Raw genomic sequence first — 21,436 nt, 5'->3', positions numbered from 1 at the left:
CCGAGTATGCAAAATAAAATTCATCCCGAACAACAGTCAACATCCGAAGAAGAACTAATGATTTTTATCGAAGATGAAGAAGAAATAGATTCATCTTACGCCGAGGAAAGTAACACCTGGAAAGTCATCATTGTAGATGACGATAAATCCATCCATGAAGTCACTCAATTAGCCTTAGAACGATTTAGATTTGAAGGGAAATCACTGACAATACTTTCCGCTTATTCTGGGGTTGAAGCCCAACAATTAATCCTTCAACATCCTGACACCGCAATTTTATTTGTTGATGTGGTGATGGAAACCGATGAAGCGGGTTTAGATTTGGTTAGATATGTTCGAGAAACCCTCAACAATAAACTCACTCGGATTATCCTACGCACAGGTCATCCGGGACAATCTCCAGAAGCGGAAATCATCCTGAACTATGATATTAACGATTATAAAACCAAGTTAGAACTCACCCAAGAAAAATTAATCACCACAGCGACACTTTCCCTGAGAAATTATCAGAACTTACAGCAAACGATCCAACAAGAAAAAAAGCCAAGACCCGGCAATATTCTAATTGTTGATGATGATGCAAGCCATCTAAAGCTATTATTTAAAATCCTCGAAAAAAATGGATATAAAGTCAGAGCCACTCAAAGCGGACAACAGGCCATCCTCTCAGCCAATATGAGTCAACCGGACTTAATCATACTTGATGCGTTGATGCCCGGTTTAGATGGATACACCGTCTGCAAAAACTTAAAAGCTAATCCAAAAACTTGTAACATTCCCATTCTATTTATTAGTGCATTAGAAGGAACGATTGATAAAGTTAAAGCCTTTGCAAGCGGAGCCGTAGACTTTATTAGCAAGCCCTTGGAAATCGAAGAAGTGCTAGCGCGAGTCGAAATCCATCTGACGAACCAAAAGTTAAAAGAACAACTCAAAGCTCAAAATCAAAGACTTAAACAAGAAATAGAAATTCGCGCCACCACCGAAGCCCATTTACGACTCCTGCAACGAGCGGTAGCCGCTTCTTCCAACGGTATTGTGATTAGTGATGCTCAACTAGAAGATCATCCTTTAATCTACGTTAACTCTGGTTTTGAACGGATAACAGGTTATCGCGTTGATGAAATTATCGGGGAAAATTGCCGTTTTTTACAAGGAGAAGAACCCGATCAACCCGGGTTAACCGAACTGCGCTCTGCGATCGCTGAAGGTCGAGATGCTAACGTCATTTTACGCAACTACCGCAAAGATGGTACCTTATTTTGGAATAAACTAGCGATTTCTCCGGTATACGATAAACAGGGAAATTTAACCCACTTTATCGGTGTACAAGAAGATATTAGCGAGCGTCGATGCGCCGAAGAAGCCCTCAAAAAAAGCGAAGAAGAACTACGTCGCAGTGAAACTCTCCTCAAAGAAACGCAACGCATCGCTAAAGTCGGTGGGTGGTCATGGGATTTAATTGATAATAAATATTGGTGGTCAGAGCAAATGTACCAACTTACAGGACTCCATCCGAATGATTCGATTGATAATGTAGAGCAAATTCAACAAAAAATTCATCCCGAAGATCGACAACGAGTTCGACAAGCCACCCTGAAAGCCATTCAACAAGGAGAAACTGCTGAAATCGAGTTTAGAACAGTCGATCAAAACGGCATCATTCATCATCTGATTTCTCGGACTCAAGTGAAGCGAAATGATCAAGGAAAAATCATCCGTTTCTATGGCACCTTACAAGACATTAGCGACTACAAACAACGAGAAGAAGCCCTACGGTTATTTTCGGAAGAAATCGCCTGTAAAACGGGTGAAGAATTCTTTCGGACTTGTGTTCGTTATTTAGCAAAAGTGCTGCAAGTTGAATATGCTGTGATTGCAGAAGCGACAGACGAAACCAAACAAAAACTGCGAATGCTGGCTTTTTGGGGCGGGGAGAGTCTTAGAGAAAATCAAGAATATTATGTCGCCGGAACCCCCTGCGAACTCGTCATTCATAAAGCTTGGTGTTACCATCCGGCTAACGTACAGCAGGATTTCCCAGAGATTATACTCTTAGCCGAGTTAGGCGTAGAAAGTTATTGGGGAATTCCCTTAAGTAATTCTCAGGGAGAGGCAATTGGTTTAATTTATATCATGGGTCGCTCACCGCTTCAAATCAGCCTTGATCACGAGATGATTATGAAAATATTTGCGACTCGAACCGAAGTCGAACTCGAACGCCAACAGTTTGAAATCACCCTCAGACAAGCCAAAGAAGCAGCAGAAGCCGCCACAAGCGCCAAAACCACTTTTCTTGCCAATATGAGCCATGAATTACGGACTCCCCTGAATGCTATTTTGGGCTTTTCACAACTCCTGAGTCGCAGTTCACGCCTGTCTGCTGAGGAACAGGAAAACTTAGAAGTGATTCGCAGTAGTGGTCAACATTTGCTGACTCTGATTAACCAAGTGTTAGATTTATCTAAAATTGAAGCCGGACGCATGAAACTGCAAAAGCGAACCTTCGATCTCTTTGATCTGCTCGACAGTTTGCAGAGAATGTTTGCCCAAAAAGCAAGCGATAAAAATCTCGAGTTACAGTTTGATTGTCACCCCAATATTCCTCAATTTATTTGTACTGATGAGACCAAGTTACGCCAAGTTTTAATTAATCTTTTGAATAACGCCATTAAGTTTACTCAAACGGGTCAAGTCATGTTGAGGGTTCAACCTGATGGGGGAAATATGAGCAGGTTTTGTTTTGAGGTAGAAGATACCGGAGTGGGTATTGCTCCCCAAGAATGCAACAACCTGTTTCAAGCCTTTGTGCAAACTTCATCGGGTCAACAAGCTCAAGAAGGAACAGGCTTAGGGTTAAAAATCTCTCAACAATTTGTTCACTTAATGGGGGGAGAAATTACAGTCAATAGCCATGTCGGACAAGGAACAACTTTGAGGTTTATCATTCCTGTTGATATCTCAGAAATAGAAATGATTGACCCTTCTCCGGCTAATATCCGAGTCATCGCCCTCGAACCCAACCAACCTTCCTATCGAATTTTAATCGTTGATGATCGCTTTGATAACCGCCAATTGTTGATGGAATTGCTAACTCCTGTCGGTTTTGAAGTGCGAGGCGCAAATAACGGTCAAGAAGCCGTTAAACTCTGGTCAAGTTGGCAGCCTCACCTGATTTTTATGGACTTAAGAATGCCCGTTCTTGATGGTTATGAAGCCACTCGTCAAATTCGTTATTTAGAAGCAGTCAGAAGAGCCAATGATCCAGCCCAAGATAGTAGACTCTCTGAAAACATTGAAAACACCAAAATTATCGCTATTACGGCCGGAATTCTCGATACCGAAAAATCAATCGCTCTCTCAGTGGGTTGTGATGATTTTCTTCGCAAACCCTTTTTAGAACGAGATATTTTTGATCGCATTGCTCAACACTTAGGTGTACATTATATCTGTCAGGAGTCAACCCTTGCTTGCGTGGATCGAGGTGTCTGTTCTTTAACACTGACATCCGAGGATCTGGCACAATTACCTGTAGAGTGGTTAGCCCAATTTCACCAAGCTATCATTGAAGGACGAAGCCAGCTCATGCAAAGTCTGATCAAGCAAATCCATTCCCAATATCCATCGCTTGCTGATGCTCTACTCTATTTAGTGGAGCGCTATCAATACGAGCAATTACTGGCTTTAACTGAACCTAAAACCGATCGATCTGCTGACCTACGCTAATGAACTCCCTGTCCAATTCTGAGCCTCATAAAAGTATCTTAGTGGTTGATGATACCCCAATTAATCTGACGCTGTTGACGCGGATGCTCTCAGAACAGGGGTATGAAGTCCGAGTCGCACCGAGTGGGCTGCTGGCATTACTATCAATTGAAATGAGTCCACCCGATTTGATTTTGCTCGACATTATGATGCCAGAAATGGACGGCTATCACGTTTGTCGGCAACTCAAAACCCAGGCAGAAACTCGCGAAATCCCGATTATTTTTTTGAGTGCCTTGGATGATTCATCTGATAAAGTTAAGGCATTTGAAATGGGGGGAGTCGATTACATTACAAAACCCTTTCAACTGACGGAAGTTTTGGCTCGCATCGAAAATCAGTTGCGGTTGCGATCGCTGCAAATTCAGTTATCTGAACAAAATACCAAACTGCAAAAAGAAATTCATCTCCGACAAATTATTGAAGAGCAATTTCGCGAAAGTGAAGAACGTTGGCAACTCGCCCTTCAGGGGAATCAAGATGGCATTTGGGAGTGGAAAGTTGAAACGGATGAGATGTTTCTTTCCTCTTGGTTTAAAGATGTTTTGGGGTATGAAGATCATCATATCAAGTTTAGTCAAGGTTGGAAAGATTCGATTCATCCCGATGACTGGGAACTGGTTGAAAGCATCTTGTATAATTATTTGCAGCAAACCATTCCGCTTTATTCGGTTGAACATCGCCTGCGTTGTGTCGATGGTGCTTATAAATGGGTATTGACTCGTGGACAAGCCCAATGGGATATTTCGGGAAATCCCCTGCGAATGATTGGTTCAGTGCGTGATATTAGCGAACAGAAACAAAGAGAACTGGAAATTCGACTGTTGTTAAAAGTGACTCAAGCCATTAATGAAGCCTTGGATGTAGACTCGGCTTTAAATCTCGTTTTAGCAACCGTTTGTCAAACCATTGATTGGGAATACGGCGAGGTTTGGATACCCAATGCTGAAGGAACTTTATTAGAATGTAATCAAACTTGGCATATTAATGAGAACCAATCGACTCAATTTAGAGTATTGCGCTCAGATTTAACCTTTGCACGGGATGAAGGTTTACCAGGGCGAGTTTGGGCGACGGGGAAAGCTGAAGTTCATTTTTATTCAGAAGTCTTGCCAAAAATTGGTTTACAATCGGGTTTTGGGGTGCCGATTTTAGTGGAAGAACAGATGCTAGCGGTGTTAGTTTTTTTCACTCAAACTAAAAGCAAACCTCAAGAAAGAACCCTGGAACTGGTGAAAGCGGTAGCCACTCAACTCGGGTCTTTAATTCAACGGAAACAAGCCCAACAAGAATTAAAATCTCAAAAAGAACAAACGGAAAAACTACTCTTAAATATTCTCCCCCAACCGATTGCTGAACGTTTACAAAAAAAACAAGGAATTATCGCCGATTACTTTGAAGATGTCAGTGTTTTATTTGCCGATTTAGTGGGTTTTACCGATTTTTCCTCCCAGGCGACTCCCGCTCAACTGATCAAAGTTCTAAATAGTATTTTTAGTCATTTTGATCGACTTTCTCAACACTATGGTTTAGAAAAAATTAAAACCATTGGAGATGCTTATATGGTGGTCGGAGGTTTACCGCTTTATCATCGGAATCATCTACAAGCGATCGCGAAAATGGCTCTGGATATGCAAGCAAATCTCGCTCAATTTAATCAGCAAACTGGAAATAATTTTCTCCTGAGAATTGGCATTCATGCTGGGCCTGTTGTGGCAGGGGTGATTGGGTTGAGCAAGTTTAGCTATGATTTATGGGGAAATACGGTTAATGTGGCTTCTCGCATGGAAACGAATGGGGTTTCGGGTAAAATTCAAGTGACACAGGAAGTTTATGATCGCTTAAAAGATGAATTTGTGTTCAAACTCAGGGGTTCAATTCCCATCAAAGGAAAAGGAGAAATGATCACCTATTTTCTCATGGATCAATCTTCAAATTTAAACTCGGATTAATCACTATCGCTGCTATTTCCCCAAGGATCACGACAAAACATATAAATCACCTGAAAACTCAATCCGGCTTCTTTGGCTTTTTCTTCCTGACGTTTTAGATAATTCCTCCGTCTCGCTTTCGCGATCGCACTTGTAGTCCCCTGGCTGGTATCATTAATCCAAGACCCCTCTCCAATTTGGTATTTGTACTCGCAGACGATATCATAAGCAGAATCGGCTTGTGCTGGTTTGGGGAGCAGGAATGAACCCAGCAGAGAAATCACAATCAGCGATAAGATAGTTTTCATTATCCGTTCTCAAAACTGAAATCAGCTTGATTTTGTAGCTTACAATGTTGACTTCCTAGTATATAATCAACGATCAGAGAAAACTGTTCGCTCAGGACTAAATTAAAATCCCATCAAAAAAAGTTTTCCTGTGCCACTGTGTCAACTGTCTACCCGGACTTCGAGTGATTAGCCTCTTTGCTGGCGTTAGAGAAGATTATTCCTGGCGATAAGATGTCACGCTTTGCGGAGTGTCACATCTGTAAACCCACTCACCCCATAGCATTTTGTAGAGTAAGGTCATTGAGTCACAGAAAGTTCATGGAATATAATTTCAATCTTACCCAAACTTTAATTCAAGATCGCTCTACCTTCGAGAATAATTTAGAAGAATGTCTCAAAACCGCTTGGTTACATTTAGTCGCAGAAACCGTTGAGACTTATACCGGAGATGATTGGCTGTCTTTGTCTCCTGATATCGATGAAGGCGAACTCTACAGAGATTGGTTTATCTGGTATGATGGCGAAGTCACCGAAGAATGGGAAGCCTACGACTATCTCACCGATAAGCGATATGCTCACGCCGATTTAGCGACTGTTAAAGCTTTAATTGATCAAGTTGAAGATATCAGACGAGATTCAACCCTAGCCGCTTAGAGAGAGTGGTTGTTCTGTTCATTGAGGATCGTGATGATAGAATTACTAAGGGGTGGCAGGTGTCGCCCCTAACCTGTATCAACAGAGGTTCAACCCTAAGTTAAAGTCAAAAATTTCATAACAATTCATTAGAAAGCAGTAGGTTCGTCTGCTATGCTAAATCCTTAACTCAGTGTTAAAATACAGCGATGACTGGCCGAAGCGGGAAGCAAACTGCCTTGAATACCTCCCCCTATTTAGAGTTAAATAATCAAGGGGAAATTATCCATTTTGAACTGACTCAAGATCGCCATCTCCTCGGACGTGATACGCAATACGCCGATCTAGTCGTTCCCCCTCACTGGCAAGTGATCTCCGGTTGTCATGCTGTTTTTCGTCGGGTGGGAGAGTCTCACTGGATCTATGACGGAGACGGACAGGAAGCAAGTACCAATGGATTATTTATTAACCATACTCGCATCACTCCCCTAGAAGGTTATTTGCTGCATAATGGCATTGAAATCAAGATCGGTCAAAATCCTCAAAATTTGATTCGACTCCGTTATTTTAACCCCAATTCCTTAGCGGTACAATCTCAATTTACGAGCGAATACATTTCTTTAGAAAATCGTTCCGTTTTATTAGGTCGAGATCCTGATGCGACGTTGAATTTAGATTCTCCTGTTGTCTCTCGTCGTCACGCCACCATTGAACCAGACGGTCGCGGCGATTATCTGATTAAAGACTATAGCAAACATGGGGTATTTGTCAATAGTCAACGGGTTAAACAATCGGTAAAATTAGGCGATCGCGATACGATTAGAATTGGGCCGTTTACCCTAATTCGACAGGGAGATACTCTAGAATTATGCGATACCGGAACTCAAATTCGTTTAGATGCCCAGCGACTTTTACGCATCGTTAAAGACCGATCAAATAAAGCGAGAGTCTTGCTGAATGATCTCTCTTTTGCCATTGAACCGGGTCAATTTGTGGCGTTAGTTGGGGGAAGTGGGGCGGGAAAATCGACCCTAATGCGAACCCTTTTAGGCATTAGTCCAACAACAAAAGGTAGAGTTTATATTAATGGGGAAAGTTTACGCAAAAATTTCTCCCTGTATCGAACTCAAATTGGTTATGTTCCCCAAGATGATATTATTCATCAAAATCTCACCGTTACCGAAGTCTTAGAATATGCGGCAAAATTACGACTTCCGCCCGATGTAGAGGTGAAGGAAATTGTCCAGAAAACCCTCTATGAAATTGAAATGTTAGATCGGCGTCAGGTGTTCGTTAGTCAACTGAGTGGCGGTCAACGAAAACGGGTGAGTATTGGGGTTGAACTGTTAACCAATCCTCTGCTTTTCTTCTTAGATGAACCGACATCAGGACTTGACCCCGGTTTAGATAAAAAGATGATGTTATTGTTGCGAAAGCTGGCAAATCAAGGACGAACGGTTATTTTAGTCACCCACGCGACAGCGAATATTAAACTTTGCGATCGCATTATCTTTTTAGGACGTGGAGGACGCTTGTGTTATTTTGGGCCACCGCTACAAGCCTTTGAGTTTTTCCAAATTGAGAGTGATGATTTTGCGGATATCTATAATTTACTCGAAGATGAAACAAATGCTCAAAGTTGGGCGGCTCAATTTCAGCGTTCAAATGAGTATAAACAATACGTTGCGAATCATCTTAGTATTGGGGAACCGCCCCCGACAAAAATTGCTCCTCAACCCCCTAAACAGGCTTCTATTGCTGAACAGTTGACGATTTTAACTCAACGTTATTTTCAACTGACTAAACGTGATCCGGTCAATTTATTGCTGAACTTGTTAACGGCACCTGTGGGGATTATTTTAATCCGATTAGCCATCCGAGATCAAGATCCATTTGTCAGCGAACCGAGTCTAAAAATTGCCTCTTTAGCCCGACAGGTTTTGTTTGTATTTACATCAGCCGCTTTGTGGGTGGGGTTATCGAGTTCTCTGCAAGAAGTTGTTAAAGAAACGGCGATTTATCTCCGAGAAAGGTTGGTGAATTTGGGTTTAGTTTCCTATCTGGGTTCTAAATTTATTGTGTTGTCGGGTTTGGCAATTTTGCAAACGTTTTTAATGAGTATTGTGATTTTAGTTTGCTTCCAACATCCCGCTTCTGAGTTAATATCCTGGCCGTTGGGAGTCAGCATCACGAGTTTTTTAACCCTAATAAGTTGTATGAGTTTGGGGTTAATGGTATCAGCAATGGTGAAAAATAGTTCTCAAGCCAATAGTGCTTTACCGTTGATTTTACTCCCACAAATTATCTTTTCTGGGGTTTTATTTAAGATGGAAGGCTTAGGGCGAATTGTGTCTTGGTTAATGTTAAGTCGTTGGTCTATTGGGGCTTATGCTTCCTTGGTGAATGTCAATGCGTTAATTCCTGAACCTGTAGCGTTACCGGATGGGACAACGGTACCTCAACCCGTTGAACCTTCACTGGTTTATGACCCCACCTGGCAAAATTTGGGCTTAAACTGGGGGATGTTAATTTTACATCTGGTGGTTTATCTGGGCTTGACTTGGTTTGTCCAAAAGCGGAAAGATATTTTGTCCAACTAAAATTATTTAAAATTGACAATTGGGATAGAGATATTTTACGATGATTAGAATTCGAGGTTAAAATTTCGATTCGGCTACTATTATAAGTTCAACCTATGAAACCGTAAATTTTATTTAATCGAGTTTCAAGAGAGAAGAAAACCTCTAACTGATTCTTCTCAATGAAATTGATAACTGTAAGTCAAACACCCGAATTCTTTTTCAGATTACAACCCATTGAATGATGAATTATTGGTTAATTAAATCTGAACCCAATGTTTATAGCATTGAACAGATGCAGCAGGAAAAAACCTGTATTTGGGATGGTATTCGCAATTATCAAGCTCGGAATTTTTTACGGAAAATGGCTCGGGGAGATTTAGCTTTTTTTTATCATTCTAACACAAAACATCCTGGAATTACAGGATTAGTACAGGTGATTGAAAGCGAGATTATTGATCCGACTCAGTTTGATGTCAATAGTGAATATTATGATCCGAAATCTACCCCAGTCAATCCCCGTTGGCAAACGGTTAGAGTGGAATTTGTTAAAAAATTTCCGAGTATTATTACCCTCGCTCAACTCAAACAAGAGTTTACACCCGATGATTTATTATTAGTGAGACGAGGAAATCGTTTGTCGGTAATGCCTGTAGCCGATGAGATTGCTGATCAAATTATGGGGATTACCAGTGTAAAATAAATGACGAGATTCTACTAAAAGTATTCGGTGAAGCTAGAAGTCATGGTTGATGTTGAATCGTTTTTCTGTATTATATAATCTGTGGAGGTGATTGGTGAGCGCATTTTGTTCTTATAATTGAGATATACTCATCAGTACAAAATACGGTTATGAGTCTATCGTTGACCTCATAAGTAGAACAAGCCATTGAAGAACAAGTGAGAAGCGGTCGTTATCAGTCAGCTTCGGAAGTTGTCCAAGAAGCATTGAGACTAATGAAAGAACGTGATCGCACTTTGGATGAGCAACGCCTGGAAGAACTCCGTCAAAAGATTGCGGTTGGAACCGAACAAATTGCTAAAGGACAAGTGACAGATGGTGAAGTTGTAATGGAACATTTCTTGCAAAAAATAGTGTAAAACTATAGCTCAATTTCCAAATATGGGGAAAAAGTATGACCGACTTTCTGACTCGGTTCGGGGTTTCATTGTAAATGACTACATTGTTTTTTACGTCGAGCGATCGCTTTTTTGAACTTGGGTAAAAACCCGAACCTCGACAGATGAAAGAATCGGCAAAAATATATTAGAATGTAGTACAGGACATTACATAGGGACAGTTAGCGGCGTTGATTCAAGCAGAAACCTTAGAACTACTGGAATGGCAGCGTTTGTGTCATCACCTCGCCACCTTTGCGACAACGAAGCTAGGGGCGGTAGTGACACGTAATTTGCAGATTCCCCAAACTCCCTCGGAAACATTGGAGTTGTTGGCGCAAACGAAAGAAGCCTATGAACTGGAATTGCGGTTAGCCAGTGGACTCTCACTCCAGGGAATTCAAGATATTGGCGATGCCCTCGAACGAGTTGAACGTCAGGGAATTCTTTCTGGGGAAGAACTTCTAAATATTGCAAGCACTTTAGCCGGGGCGCGACAGCTTAGACGCCAAGTTGATGCTCACCAAGAAGAGGTTCCGGTGTTGGCGGAATTGGTGTCTGAGTTGCGAACTTACCCGGAATTAGAACAAGAAATTCATCGATGTATTGATGATCGTGGGGACGTTACTGATCGCGCTAATCCAAAATTAACTGAAATTCGCAGCCAACTCAAAAGTACACGCGATCGCATTTATCAAATCCTACAAAGTATTTTACAACGCCAAGCCGGAGCGATTCAAGAACAGTTGATTACGCAAAGGGGCGATCGCTTTGTGATTCCGGTAAAAGCCCCCCAAAAAGCTCAAGTTCCCGGTATTGTTCACGATACTTCAGCCAAAGGAGGAACGCTTTATATTGAACCGAAATCAACCATTGAACTGAATAATCAACTGCGACAATTACAACGACGCGAACAAGCGGAAGAAGAAGTGGTTCGGCGGGTTTTGAGTGAACAAGTTGCGGAAGTTCAACCGGATTTAGAACGATTATTAGTGATTGTGACAACGATTGATTTAGCCGTCGCCAGAGCGCGTTATAGTTTGTGGTTAGAAGCGAATCCGCCCACGTTTACCAATCTCAAAGTTGAAGATGAAACGGTTAAATTTGTTCTGCCTTCAGAAACCGAAAACAAACAATTTCAAAACCCGGTAACATTGCGACAATTACGCCATCCGTTGTTAGTTTGGCAGCAGCAACATGAACAAGGAACAGCCGTTGTTCCGATTGATGTAACGATTAAACCGACGATTCGGGTGGTGGCAATTACGGGGCCGAATACAGGCGGAAAAACGGTAACGTTAAAAACCATTGGCATGGCGGCGATCATGGCAAAAGTGGGGTTATTTATTCCCGCCCGAGAACCTGTAGAATTGCCTTGGTTTGATTTGGTTTTAGCTGATATTGGAGATGAACAATCGATTGAACAAAGTCTTTCGACGTTTTCCGGTCATATTCGTCGGATTAGTCGGATTTTAGAAGGAATTGCTCCGGTAGAAATGCAAGGCTTGGTGTCTGAAAATCAAGATGAATTTGAAGCTGTTAAAATCCGAGAAGAAGCTGAAAATATAGATGAATTTGAACCCATAAAACCCAACAATCCGATCTCTAATTCTCTAATTTTACTCGATGAAATTGGGGCGGGAACCGACCCCACCGAAGGCAGTGCGTTAGCAACATCACTGTTACAATATCTCGCGGATTCCGCTTTATTAACGATAGCAACAACGCACTTTGGGGAATTAAAAGCGTTAAAATATCAAGATGAACGTTTTGAGAATGCGAGCGTCGAATTTGATGAGAAAACGCTACAACCGACTTACCGTTTATTGTGGGGAATTCCTGGACGTTCTAATGCGTTAACCATTGCCAAACGGTTGGGGTTAAAATTAGAGATTTTGGAAACGGCTGCAAATTATTTAGGTGGTGCTTCTCAAGATGTTAATGATGTGATTGCAGGTTTAGAAGCCCAACGAAAACAGCAGGAAACCAAAGCTGAGGCTGCGAGTAAATTACTCAAAGAAACCGAACGTTTGCATCAAGAACTTTCTCGAAAAGCAGCCGCTTTAAAAGAACGAGAACTGGAGTTAAAACAAGCTCAAGAAAAGGCGATTCAAGACGCATTAGTTCAGGCAAAAAGTGAAATTGCTCAAGTGATTCGCCGTTTACAACAAGGTCAACCCAAAGCCCAAGACGCTCAAAAAGCAACAGAAGCTTTAGATCAAATTGCCCAACAACGTCTTCCTTCTCGCCAACAAAAACCCCCAGAAAAACCGAAATTTCAGCCAAAAGTTGGCGATCGCATTCGGATTCCAAGTATTGGTCAAACCGCAGAAGTTCTCAATGAACCCGATGAAAATGGTCAGCTTACCGTTCGTTTTGGTATAATGAAAATGAGCGTCAGTTTAGCGGAAATTGAATCTCTTGATGGTCAAAAACCCGAGATTCCAACAAAAAGTAAAAGTTCAGACAGTCACAAAAGTTCGACCTCAGAACAGGCGGCTACACTTCCTCAAAAAGCAATGGTTCGGACTTCTAAAAATACACTGGACTTACGAGGGAAACGAGTCTCAGAAGCCGAAATTGAGATTGATCAAATGTTAGGTCACATGGTTGATTTTGGAGCGATTTGGATTATTCATGGAAAAGGCACAGGACAACTCAGAAGAGGGGTTCAGGAGTTTTTGACAAACAATCCTTTAATTGATCGCTTTGAATTGGCAACTGAAGCAGAGGGCGGTGCAGGGGTGACTGTAGCTTATCTGAAATGATCATATTTTCCCTGCTACTTTGAGCAGGGTTTATAAGACAAATAGGGTAATCGTCAAGATCAACAGGAGAAAGCCCAAAAAACCTCCGTCTGTGTCATCTTTTGTCACCTTAGCTTGAGTGTATCCTGCGCCCGTATAGCTGGTATAAACCTCGTTGCGTGAATAATTGGGAGTTTTGAAGTAGCCTGTGTTTTTATCACGGTCTTGAGATCTAGAAAAGTCACGTTTAAAGTCGCAGTTGAGACACCGAAAAACATCAGGATGTTGCTGAACAATTGTCCCTTTGCCACACTTAGGGCATTCTACTCTTTCTTGCATGGGTCTGTTCTCCTGGTTTGACAATTTGTTTGGTTTAATAATGATGAGTTTGAATCGAAAGATTCATCCAACAGGGGATAGATAGTTTCGGCATTCAAATCATCTGTACTTTTCCAACAGTTGTTATAGCTTGACTATAGCGATCGCCAACCCAGGGTGTCGTCTGACTAAAGGATGAAAAACTCAACCCAAACTCAAAAAAAGGCAGACTTTGCCATTGGAGAGAAAAGAGCAATCTTATTGATCGCTATAAAACTTCCGAGAGAAGCTGATCTTGTAGCATCTTAATTAATTCCTGCTTGATCATGGGTTTTATGAAATAATCATTTGACCCCAACTGTTTAGCGAGTTGACGATAGCGATCGCTTTGACGTGAAGTTAGCATCACCACAGGGAGTTTTTCTCGGGAAAACTGACGACGACAATGACTGAGGAATTCTAAGCCATTCATCTCAGGCATTTCTAAGTCACAAATCACCAACTGCACTTCCGGGTGTTGTTGGATTTTAGCCAGTCCTTCTTTCCCGTGTTGGGCGGGAATTACCGTATATCCTTCTTGCTGCAACGTCGCACACAAAGATTGACGAGTGGTGAGCGAATCATCAATCACTAAAACTGTTGCTTGTTCTTGAGATAGGGGCTTCATATCATTAGGAATTAGCATCACTTGCTCGGCGCTTGCTTGCTGTTGTAACCATTTTTCTAACAACACTGGACTATCAACAACCGGAACCAAACGACCATCGCCTAATATTGTACAACCATAGAAGTAGGGCGGTGCTTTTAAGGCTTTACCGAAGGGTTTGATTGTCAGGTTTTGTTCCATTAAAATTTGATCAATTTTTAACCCAATAGTTTCTAATCCTTCTGATAGCAACAAAACCATCACTTTTCCCGAAAACTGTGGGGTTCGGTTGGGTTCCCAAGCTGAAAGGTTTGATGGTTCATCGGTTTTAGTCGTTATGGGATAGCGATAATCTAACAACATGGACTGAACTAAAGGAACTTTTTGTCCTAACCAGTTATACATTTGTCCGTCTTCGTGAGATTCGATTTCTTCCTGAGAAGCAGACACAATTGCACCCACAGTATCCATCGCAATTGCAAATAAATTTCCGCCGATCCGAAAGACTAAAAGTTTAGTAATGGTGAGTGACCAAGGTAAACGCAGAGTAAATTTAGTCCCTTCATTCAGTTCGGATTGAATGGTAATATTACCTTTGAGGGCTTCTACTTGATGACGAACGGCTTCGAGTCCAACTCCTCGCCCCGATAAGTCACTGACTTGATCTTTTGTTGAAAAGTCGGGCAAAAATAGCAAATCATAAAGCTGATTTTTGGTGAGATATTGGGCATCTTTTTGAGAAACAATTTTCTTTTCAACTGCTTTTTGACGGATTCTTTCGAGATTAATTCCTCGACCATTATCTTGAACTTCTAGATAAATATAGTTGCCTTGATTATAGGCTTTGATCTCTATTTTTCCCTCCGAGGGCTTGCCTTTTTTTTGGCGAATTTCTGGCGGTTCAATTCCATGATCGAAGGCGTTTCTAATCAGATGTACGAGCGGATCGTAGAGTTTTTCTAAGACGGCTTTATCGACTAATGTCTTCTGACCACTGATGTTGAGTTGAACCTTTTTTTGTTTGCGAATTGATAAATCTCGCACCATGCGAGGAAATCGATTAAATAAGGATTCTACAGAAATCATTCTAGTTTCTGTGAGATTCTTTTGAACTTGTTGTAGCGTTTGCTGGCGTTTTTTAACAATCTGATGACTTTGAAGGTTGAGGAGTTTCATTTCATATAAAACTCGTTCAGCTTTCTCCATTTCATCTAAGGTTTTTTGCAAATCTTTTTGTAATAAGCCTGCTTCTTCCCATTCTTCTAGGTTAAAATTATTTTGAGAGGTATTAAACTCGGTTACTTCTTGTAATCTACTTAAATATTTATGAAATTGATTCCAACTTTTACTTAAAATTTCTAACGAAGATTTAACCTTCTGAGTCTGTAATAAAAAGCTATTATCTTGAGTCGCTAATTCACCGACTAAATTATTAATCTGTTCTAAACGATTCAGATCAACTCTAACGCCTAATGTCAGTTGATTATTTTCGACTGAGTGAGTAGAAACAGCAGCAGAAGACGCCGAGTTTTCCGATTGATCAACAACCGATTCTGTTATTGCTAAGGATTGAGTTTTTTCAGAGGTTGTATGAGATAAATTTTGCAACTTTTCCGATTGATCAACAACCGATTTTGTTTTCGATAAAGACTGCTTTTCTAGGGTCTCTTGTTGAATTTTTTCAGGAGATGGAGAGGAAGATTCCCTCGGGGGTTTTGAGTGATTTTTAGTCTGATTTTGGGTTTGCGGTTTTGTGAGTTTTAATAAAATTTCACTCGGTTTTCCCCCTTGATCGCGATCGCCAGATAACACTGCTTTTTGAGCCTTCCAAAAGTCAGCCAATGCCACTTGACCCACTTTTATACTCAATTTTGGATTCACTTGAATCGCTTTAATTGTCGCTTCTGCAATCATCGTAAATCCAGGCAAACTCAACATTTTTCCGAGGGTTGCAAAGACTTCCGCTTGGTTTTTCAACTCTTCAGAGAGATTATACTTTTGAGGATGAATTAACACCTGTTCCCAACGTCGCAACCCAGACGGCACCTCTTCATTAAATAGAAACACCGTCATATCCGTTTCCATCGCCACTTCGGGAAGTTCTGCGGCTTCATCTAAAGGATGTCCGAGTTTGATTTCCAGTTGTTTAAAAATCGACTGAGAACGCTTTTCCGCCGCCTCTTGCTGACATTTTCCCTTTTCAATTTGTTCGAGAATTGGCGATCGCAAACAGTCAAAAGCTTGTAGCAATAACTCCTCTAATTCTAAATCAAAAACCGTATCCTCTGCATACAACGCTCGAATCGCATTTTCTAAATTATGAGCAATATCTTGAACACCCATCAACCCCACACAAGCCGCCCCGCCTTTGATCGAATGCGCCGCCCGCATCAGGGCGTGAAGTTTGGGCATTTCATGTTCTTGCGTTAGCGTCATTAACCCTTGTTCTAAAATGTGCAGAAGTTCCAAAGATTCTTGCACAAAAAACTCATAGGCTTGGTCGTTAGTATCAATCATGGTTTGAGGGGAAATACAATGATAATGTGTGATAATTCTTTAGGCAGGTGGGTTAACTCAACCCACCCGAAAATCCGCCCGAGCTATTCATTAACGGTAAACTGAGCAACACCTTTTTGGAGTTCACCCGCCACACCCAAAAGTTGCGTAAAAGAATCTGCAACCGTCAGAGATTGTTCAGAGGTAGATCGGGCAATGGCTGCGACTTCCTGCATTGTACCCGACAACTGACCCGAAGTTTCCGCCTGAGCCGTTGCGGAACCCGCAATTTGTTCAACTAACTCGCGAATTGAACGACTCACCTCAACTAAATCTGTTAACGTTAGACGAGTATCTTTGACTAAATTCGTCCCCAATAATACCCGTTTCATCCCCACTTGCATCGCCCGAATCACTTCATTAGTTTCCGCTTGAATTTCCTCAACAATTTGTTCAATTTCTGCCGATGCACTCGCAGATTGTTCGGCTAAAGTTCGCACTTCGGTTGCAACGGTTGCAAATCCTTGATCATCTTGACTAGCGCGTGTTGCTTCAACTGAGGCATTCAACGCCAAAACATTGGTTTGGTTGGCAAATTCGCCAATTAAACTAACAACTCGAGAAATTTTCTTAGAGGCTTCACCCAAATTTTTCACCTTACGGGCGGTGGCGTGAACGGTTTTTTGAATCACCATAATTCCCTCCACCGTGCGGTTCATCGCTTGATCAGAAGTTTGCAGAATTTGACTGGCTTGTTGCACTTTCATTTCTGCGGATTGGGCGTTTTGGGCGACGGCTTGAATGGAATTTGCCATGACTTGAATTTGAGTCAACGCATCTGCTATTGTTTCTGCTTGTCGCAAAGCTTCATTGGATAATTGTTTGATATCTTTTTCGCTTCCTTGTGCCGTTTGCGCCACCACAGTCGCGGCAGATTGTACTTGTAATACTAACCGTTGTAAGTTCTCAATCGTGGCATTAAAAAAGTCTGCCACTGTTCCCATCACCCCTTCACTGACTCGCGCCCGTACCGTCAAATCTCCATTAAATGACTCTTCAATATCCCCTAAAAAGTCTTCGATTTGGTGTTGCAACATTTCGTTTTGTTTCTGCTGTTCATAGGAGGCTTTTTCGGCAGATTGACGGGCTTGTTGGATCTCTTCTAGCAGTTGGGCTTGTTCTAGGGCATAACCGACTTGCAGCGCCACTTGTTTAAAGACTTCCACTTCCGATGCGGTCCATTGGCGCTTACTAAAACATTGATGCGCCCCCAACAAACCATAGAGTTTTTGCTCGACTAAAATCGGCACCACCACATTAGCTTTGACTTGCCATTTTTGCAGTTGTTCTTTGTGACAAGGACTCAATTCAGCGATCGCAATATCTTCAGTGACTTGTATTCTACCTTTGCGGTAGGGTTCAACATATTCAGCCGGAAAACAAGGAACATCTGTTTCCATTTCGATGATTTTTAACCAACCGGGTTTAACAGACTCATAAGCAATTTCTCCATGCCACTTTTCATCAAACCGATACACTACAACTCGATCCGCTTGCATCAAAGATAACGATTCTTCAACACTTGTGCGAAAAATTTGATCCAGATTGAGAGATTGACGAATTCGAGAACTAATCTCACTCAATTTCCGAGCTTGTTGCGTCGCCGCCCGTTGTTGTTCGAGCAAAAAGGCTTGATCTAAAGCATAACCGACTTGAATGGCAATCTGTCGAATGAAGTCAATTTCAGTCGATTTCCACTTGCGCGCACCCGAACATTGATGAGCAATGAGTAACCCGTGTAATTTTTGGTTACTGACAATTGGTGCGACTAAATTTGCCTTCACACCAAAGGGTTCAAGCTGCCCAATATGACATTCCGTTAACCCGGCTTCATAGATATTTTCGGTGGCTTGTACCCGCCCTTTGAGATAGGGTTTAACGTAGTTTTGAGCAAAGCAAGGATCGTTAATTTTTGCCCCTAATGCTTCAGGAAAACCCACAGAAACCGATTCTGCCACCACAGTCCCCACCCAATTGGCATCAAACTGATAAACAACCACGCGATCGCTTTTTAACGCTTCTTGAGTATCTTCAACGGTGGTATTAAAAATATCTTTGGGGTTGAGAGATTCCCGAATATGGGAACTAATTTGATTGAGGCGACGCGCTTGTTCTGCGGCTTCTTGTTGTTGTTGCAGCAACAGCACCTGATCGAGTGCTAAACTCAGTTGAGTAGCGAGTTGTTTAACGAAGTTAATATCGGATTCTCCCCATTTTCTCGGCCCCGAACATTGATGGACAATGAGTAGTCCGTGTAAACGAGTTTCTGCAATAATTGGGGCGACAATATTGGCTTTAACGCCGAAGGGTTCCAAGAGTTTAATATAGCAATCTGTTAACCCAGATTCATAGATATTTGACATTGAACTAATCCGCCCTCGTAAATAGGGCTTGACATACTCCCCTGCAAAGCAAGGATCAGCGATTTTTTGACCCATTGTACCCGGCCAACGTTTGTCTACAGATTCCGCAACAACGGTACCGATCCAATCTTCATCAAATTGATAAATAATTGCCCGATCTGCTTTTAATGCACCCCGAGCTTCTTCAACAATCGTATCGAAAACTTCTTCTCTGTTGGGTGTATTCCGAAGTCGGGCGGTAATCTCGTTCAGGAGTTTTGCTTTCTGGGCGGCGGCAAGTTGTTCTTGCAGGAGATAGGCTTGATCGAGGGCGTAGCCCACCTGTACTGCAACGTTTCGCATTAAGTCAATTTCTAATTCTGTCCAGACTCTCGGCCCGGAACATTGGTGAGTGATCAATAGCCCCATGAGTTTATTATTGACGAGCAGGGGAGCGACTAAATTCGCTTGAACGGCGAAACGTTCCAGTTGACCGAGATAGCATTCGGTTAAACCTGCTTTATGGATGTTTTCGGTGGCTTTGACTCGTCCTCGTAGGTAGGGCTGCACATAACGTTCAGCAAAACAGGGATCGGCGATTTTGGCACCAAGAGCGATCGGCCATTTATTATCAACGGATTCGGCGATCACGGTTCCTTTCCAGTTGGCATCAAATTCATAGACAACGACCCGATCGCTTTTTAGCGCCTCTCGGGTTTCTTCGACGGCGGCGGTGAGAATATCTTCAACGTTGAGAGATTTCCGCAGTCCGGCGTTAATTTGGTTGAGGCGTTGGGCCATGCGGGTGGCTTCTCGTTGTTTTTGCAACAACAAGGCTTGGTCAATGGCGTAACCCAGTTGAATCGCCAGTTGTCGCATAAATTCGACTTCCGGTTCCATCCACAGGCGAGGTTCGCTACATTGATGGGCGATCAGTAAGCCATAGAGATGACCTGTGGGGTTTTCGGTGGTTTTGGCGAGAATCGGGGCGACGAGGTTGGCTTGGACGGCGAAAGGTTCGAGTTGGCGGAGATGACAGTCGGTGAGTCCGGCTTCGTAAATGTTGGCGGTGGCTTTGACTCGGCCTTTTTGGTAAAATTCCACGTAGCGCTCGGCAAAACAGGGATCGGCAATTTGCGCCCCCAGGGCGATCGGCCAGTCTACGTCTACGGATTCGGCGATCACGGTGCCTTTCCAGTTTTCATCAAACTGATAGACGATAACGCGATCGCTTTGCAGGGCGGTGCGGGCGTCTTCAACAACGGTTTTGAAGATGTCTTCTATGTTGAGAGATTCCCGCATTCGCGAGGTGATTTGGTTAATCAGTTGGGCTCGTTCGGCGGCGGCCCCTTCTTTTTCGATGAGCGCTTGCAGTTGGTTAACCCGTCGATCAATATTGGAACGTAATACGCTTAATTCTTTAGCCAGGATTGTGGTTTTGGCTTTCAGTCCCAAAGATTGGGCGGCGGCGGAATTCATCGGCTGCACTTCGGCTTCAACTTCCACAACTGATTCTGAGGGGATTAAGTTGGAGTTTTCGGTTTGTTTTTCGGCAGAAAGTGCGGAACTTTGAGGCAGAGAAGCGGGGCGCAGATTGGGATTTGAATTGCGATTTTCGCTTGAGTTGGAAGGGCGATAAGGAGTTTTAGTCATTAGTCTGGTGGGAGTCTTAAGGGTGGATAATTTTGGAGAAAAAATGATTAATTTTTTAAAACTAACTTGTCGGATTTATCGGTTAATCCTGCACTAAATATTGAATCAGGGCTTCAATATTAATAATCGGCAAGATGCTACCATCAGGATGGGTCCAACTGCCTTGAATACAGAGGTGTGGAATAGCGGCTGCTGATTCCTCTATATTCAGGGAATTTGCAAGGCGTTTGAGTTGATTTAAACTCAGATCAGCAGGTTGAATGCTGCTCGGTTCACAGCTTACTAATTGTCCGATTTGAGCGACCAATAAACCTAGATTACCTTGTTGACTTCTGATTTTGAGAATACTACAATTCGACTGAATATTAGCAGATTTGATCAGGGGTTCCAAGCCGAGTAGATAAGCCAGATCAACTAACCACAGGACTTCCCCCTGCCAAGGACAGACTCCAATCACCGCCTCTGGCATCTGCGGAATCGCGATAATTGTGGCTGGATCGAGTCGAACAATTTCTGCTAATTGTTGAGCCGACAGTAAGGCTTGCAGATTAGGGTTGAGCGAAAAACTCAAAAACTGTTGAGCCGGAGTTGCAGTAGCAGATTGCCCCTTCATTTTTAGTGGGTTGTGATGGAATTAAGTCTCCCATTTGAGAGTTTTGACTCTACGATGGGTTAACTTGCCTTATTTTAACTTAAGTTTTCGGCAAACTGGCTTAAACTTAAAAAAACGTTTCAGAGTTTTGAAAAATTTTTTCAGTCCGTTTTTGAGGCGTTTAAGTTGATAAATTCCCCGCTTAAAATCCTATTTTTTATAAAAGTTATGCACCCATTTTACCGATGCTGAATGAGGCTGGGCA

Annotated in this window: 12 protein-coding genes; 7 read left to right on the top strand and 5 right to left on the bottom strand. The window is 42.3% G+C overall.

The genetic code is table 11. The features are described 5' to 3' along the window. Positions 1-6: 6 nt before the first annotated feature. Complete coding sequence (locus VB836_RS03330; protein ID WP_323217987.1) at positions 7-3,726, top strand: response regulator; 3,720 nt, start codon at positions 7-9, stop codon at positions 3,724-3,726. Continuing rightward, a complete protein-coding gene (locus tag VB836_RS03325) occupies positions 3,726-5,717 on the top strand; it encodes an adenylate/guanylate cyclase domain-containing protein (protein WP_323217986.1) in 1,992 nt (663 codons plus the stop codon). The genes VB836_RS03330 and VB836_RS03325 overlap by 1 nt, the downstream gene beginning before the upstream one ends. On the opposite strand, the gene VB836_RS03320 is transcribed toward VB836_RS03325, so the two are convergent. After that, positions 5,714-6,004: a hypothetical protein gene (locus tag VB836_RS03320; RefSeq protein ID WP_046278007.1), complete on the bottom strand. Its 291-nt coding sequence runs from the start codon at positions 6,002-6,004 to the stop codon at positions 5,714-5,716. The genes VB836_RS03325 and VB836_RS03320 overlap by 4 nt on opposite strands. 300 nt (positions 6,005-6,304) lie before the next feature. Here VB836_RS03320 and VB836_RS03315 point away from each other — a divergent pair, with 300 nt between their 5' ends. From VB836_RS03315 to VB836_RS03295, 5 genes are all read left to right on the top strand, one after another. After that, the gene (locus tag VB836_RS03315; protein ID WP_200906345.1) at positions 6,305-6,640 is read left to right on the top strand and encodes a hypothetical protein; all 336 of its coding nucleotides are present in this window, start codon (positions 6,305-6,307) and stop codon (positions 6,638-6,640) included. Between the two features lie 188 nt (positions 6,641-6,828). Then, positions 6,829-9,219 (top strand): ATP-binding cassette domain-containing protein, encoded by a 2,391-nt coding sequence (locus tag VB836_RS03310; protein WP_323217985.1) that lies wholly within the window; start codon positions 6,829-6,831, stop codon positions 9,217-9,219. A gap of 223 nt (positions 9,220-9,442) precedes the next feature. Next, positions 9,443-9,901, top strand: a complete 459-nt coding sequence (locus VB836_RS03305) for an EVE domain-containing protein (protein ID WP_323218081.1) — start codon at positions 9,443-9,445, stop codon at positions 9,899-9,901. 185 nt (positions 9,902-10,086) lie between these two features. Beyond that, the gene (locus tag VB836_RS03300) at positions 10,087-10,299 is read left to right on the top strand and encodes a ribbon-helix-helix domain-containing protein (RefSeq protein WP_323218080.1); all 213 of its coding nucleotides are present in this window, start codon (positions 10,087-10,089) and stop codon (positions 10,297-10,299) included. Positions 10,300-10,508: 209 nt separating this feature from the next. Further along, positions 10,509-13,085 (top strand): endonuclease MutS2, encoded by a 2,577-nt coding sequence (locus VB836_RS03295; protein WP_323217984.1) that lies wholly within the window; start codon positions 10,509-10,511, stop codon positions 13,083-13,085. Positions 13,086-13,115: 30 nt separating this feature from the next. Here the strand turns inward: VB836_RS03295 and VB836_RS03290 are convergent, their stop codons facing one another. The 4 genes from VB836_RS03290 to VB836_RS03275 form a co-directional block, all read right to left on the bottom strand. After that, positions 13,116-13,403, bottom strand: a complete 288-nt coding sequence (locus VB836_RS03290; RefSeq protein ID WP_323217983.1) for a hypothetical protein — start codon at positions 13,401-13,403, stop codon at positions 13,116-13,118. 247 nt (positions 13,404-13,650) lie between these two features. Continuing rightward, positions 13,651-16,545, bottom strand: coding sequence for a hybrid sensor histidine kinase/response regulator (locus tag VB836_RS03285; RefSeq protein WP_323217982.1), 2,895 nt, complete (start codon positions 16,543-16,545; stop codon positions 13,651-13,653). An 83-nt stretch (positions 16,546-16,628) separates the two neighbouring features. Further along, on the bottom strand, positions 16,629-20,579 hold the full coding sequence (locus tag VB836_RS03280; RefSeq protein ID WP_323217981.1) for a GAF domain-containing protein: 3,951 nt from the start codon (positions 20,577-20,579) through the stop codon (positions 16,629-16,631). Positions 20,580-20,661: 82 nt separating this feature from the next. Beyond that, positions 20,662-21,192 carry a chemotaxis protein CheW gene (locus VB836_RS03275; RefSeq protein ID WP_323217980.1) on the bottom strand — a complete coding sequence of 177 codons (531 nt, stop codon included), beginning with the start codon at positions 21,190-21,192 and terminating at the stop codon, positions 20,662-20,664. Between the last annotated feature and the right edge of the window lie 244 nt (positions 21,193-21,436).

This window comes from Limnoraphis robusta BA-68 BA1 (assembly GCF_034932365.1).
GTDB lineage: Bacteria > Cyanobacteriota > Cyanobacteriia > Cyanobacteriales > Microcoleaceae > Capilliphycus > Capilliphycus robustus.
The sequence above is the reverse complement of the archived record's forward strand: the minus strand, read 5'-3'. Positions and strand labels throughout refer to the sequence as shown.

Coding starts and splice junctions, on each gene's coding strand:
- VB836_RS03330 (WP_323217987.1), top strand. CDS start 7: ATGCAAAATAAAATTCATCCCGAACAACAGTCAACATCCGAAGAAGAA.
- VB836_RS03325 (WP_323217986.1), top strand. CDS start 3,726: ATGAACTCCCTGTCCAATTCTGAGCCTCATAAAAGTATCTTAGTGGTT.
- VB836_RS03320 (WP_046278007.1), bottom strand. CDS start 6,004: ATGAAAACTATCTTATCGCTGATTGTGATTTCTCTGCTGGGTTCATTC.
- VB836_RS03315 (WP_200906345.1), top strand. CDS start 6,305: ATGGAATATAATTTCAATCTTACCCAAACTTTAATTCAAGATCGCTCT.
- VB836_RS03310 (WP_323217985.1), top strand. CDS start 6,829: ATGACTGGCCGAAGCGGGAAGCAAACTGCCTTGAATACCTCCCCCTAT.
- VB836_RS03305 (WP_323218081.1), top strand. CDS start 9,443: ATGAATTATTGGTTAATTAAATCTGAACCCAATGTTTATAGCATTGAA.
- VB836_RS03290 (WP_323217983.1), bottom strand. CDS start 13,403: ATGCAAGAAAGAGTAGAATGCCCTAAGTGTGGCAAAGGGACAATTGTT.
- VB836_RS03285 (WP_323217982.1), bottom strand. CDS start 16,545: ATGATTGATACTAACGACCAAGCCTATGAGTTTTTTGTGCAAGAATCT.
- VB836_RS03280 (WP_323217981.1), bottom strand. CDS start 20,579: ATGACTAAAACTCCTTATCGCCCTTCCAACTCAAGCGAAAATCGCAAT.
- VB836_RS03275 (WP_323217980.1), bottom strand. CDS start 21,192: ATGAAGGGGCAATCTGCTACTGCAACTCCGGCTCAACAGTTTTTGAGT.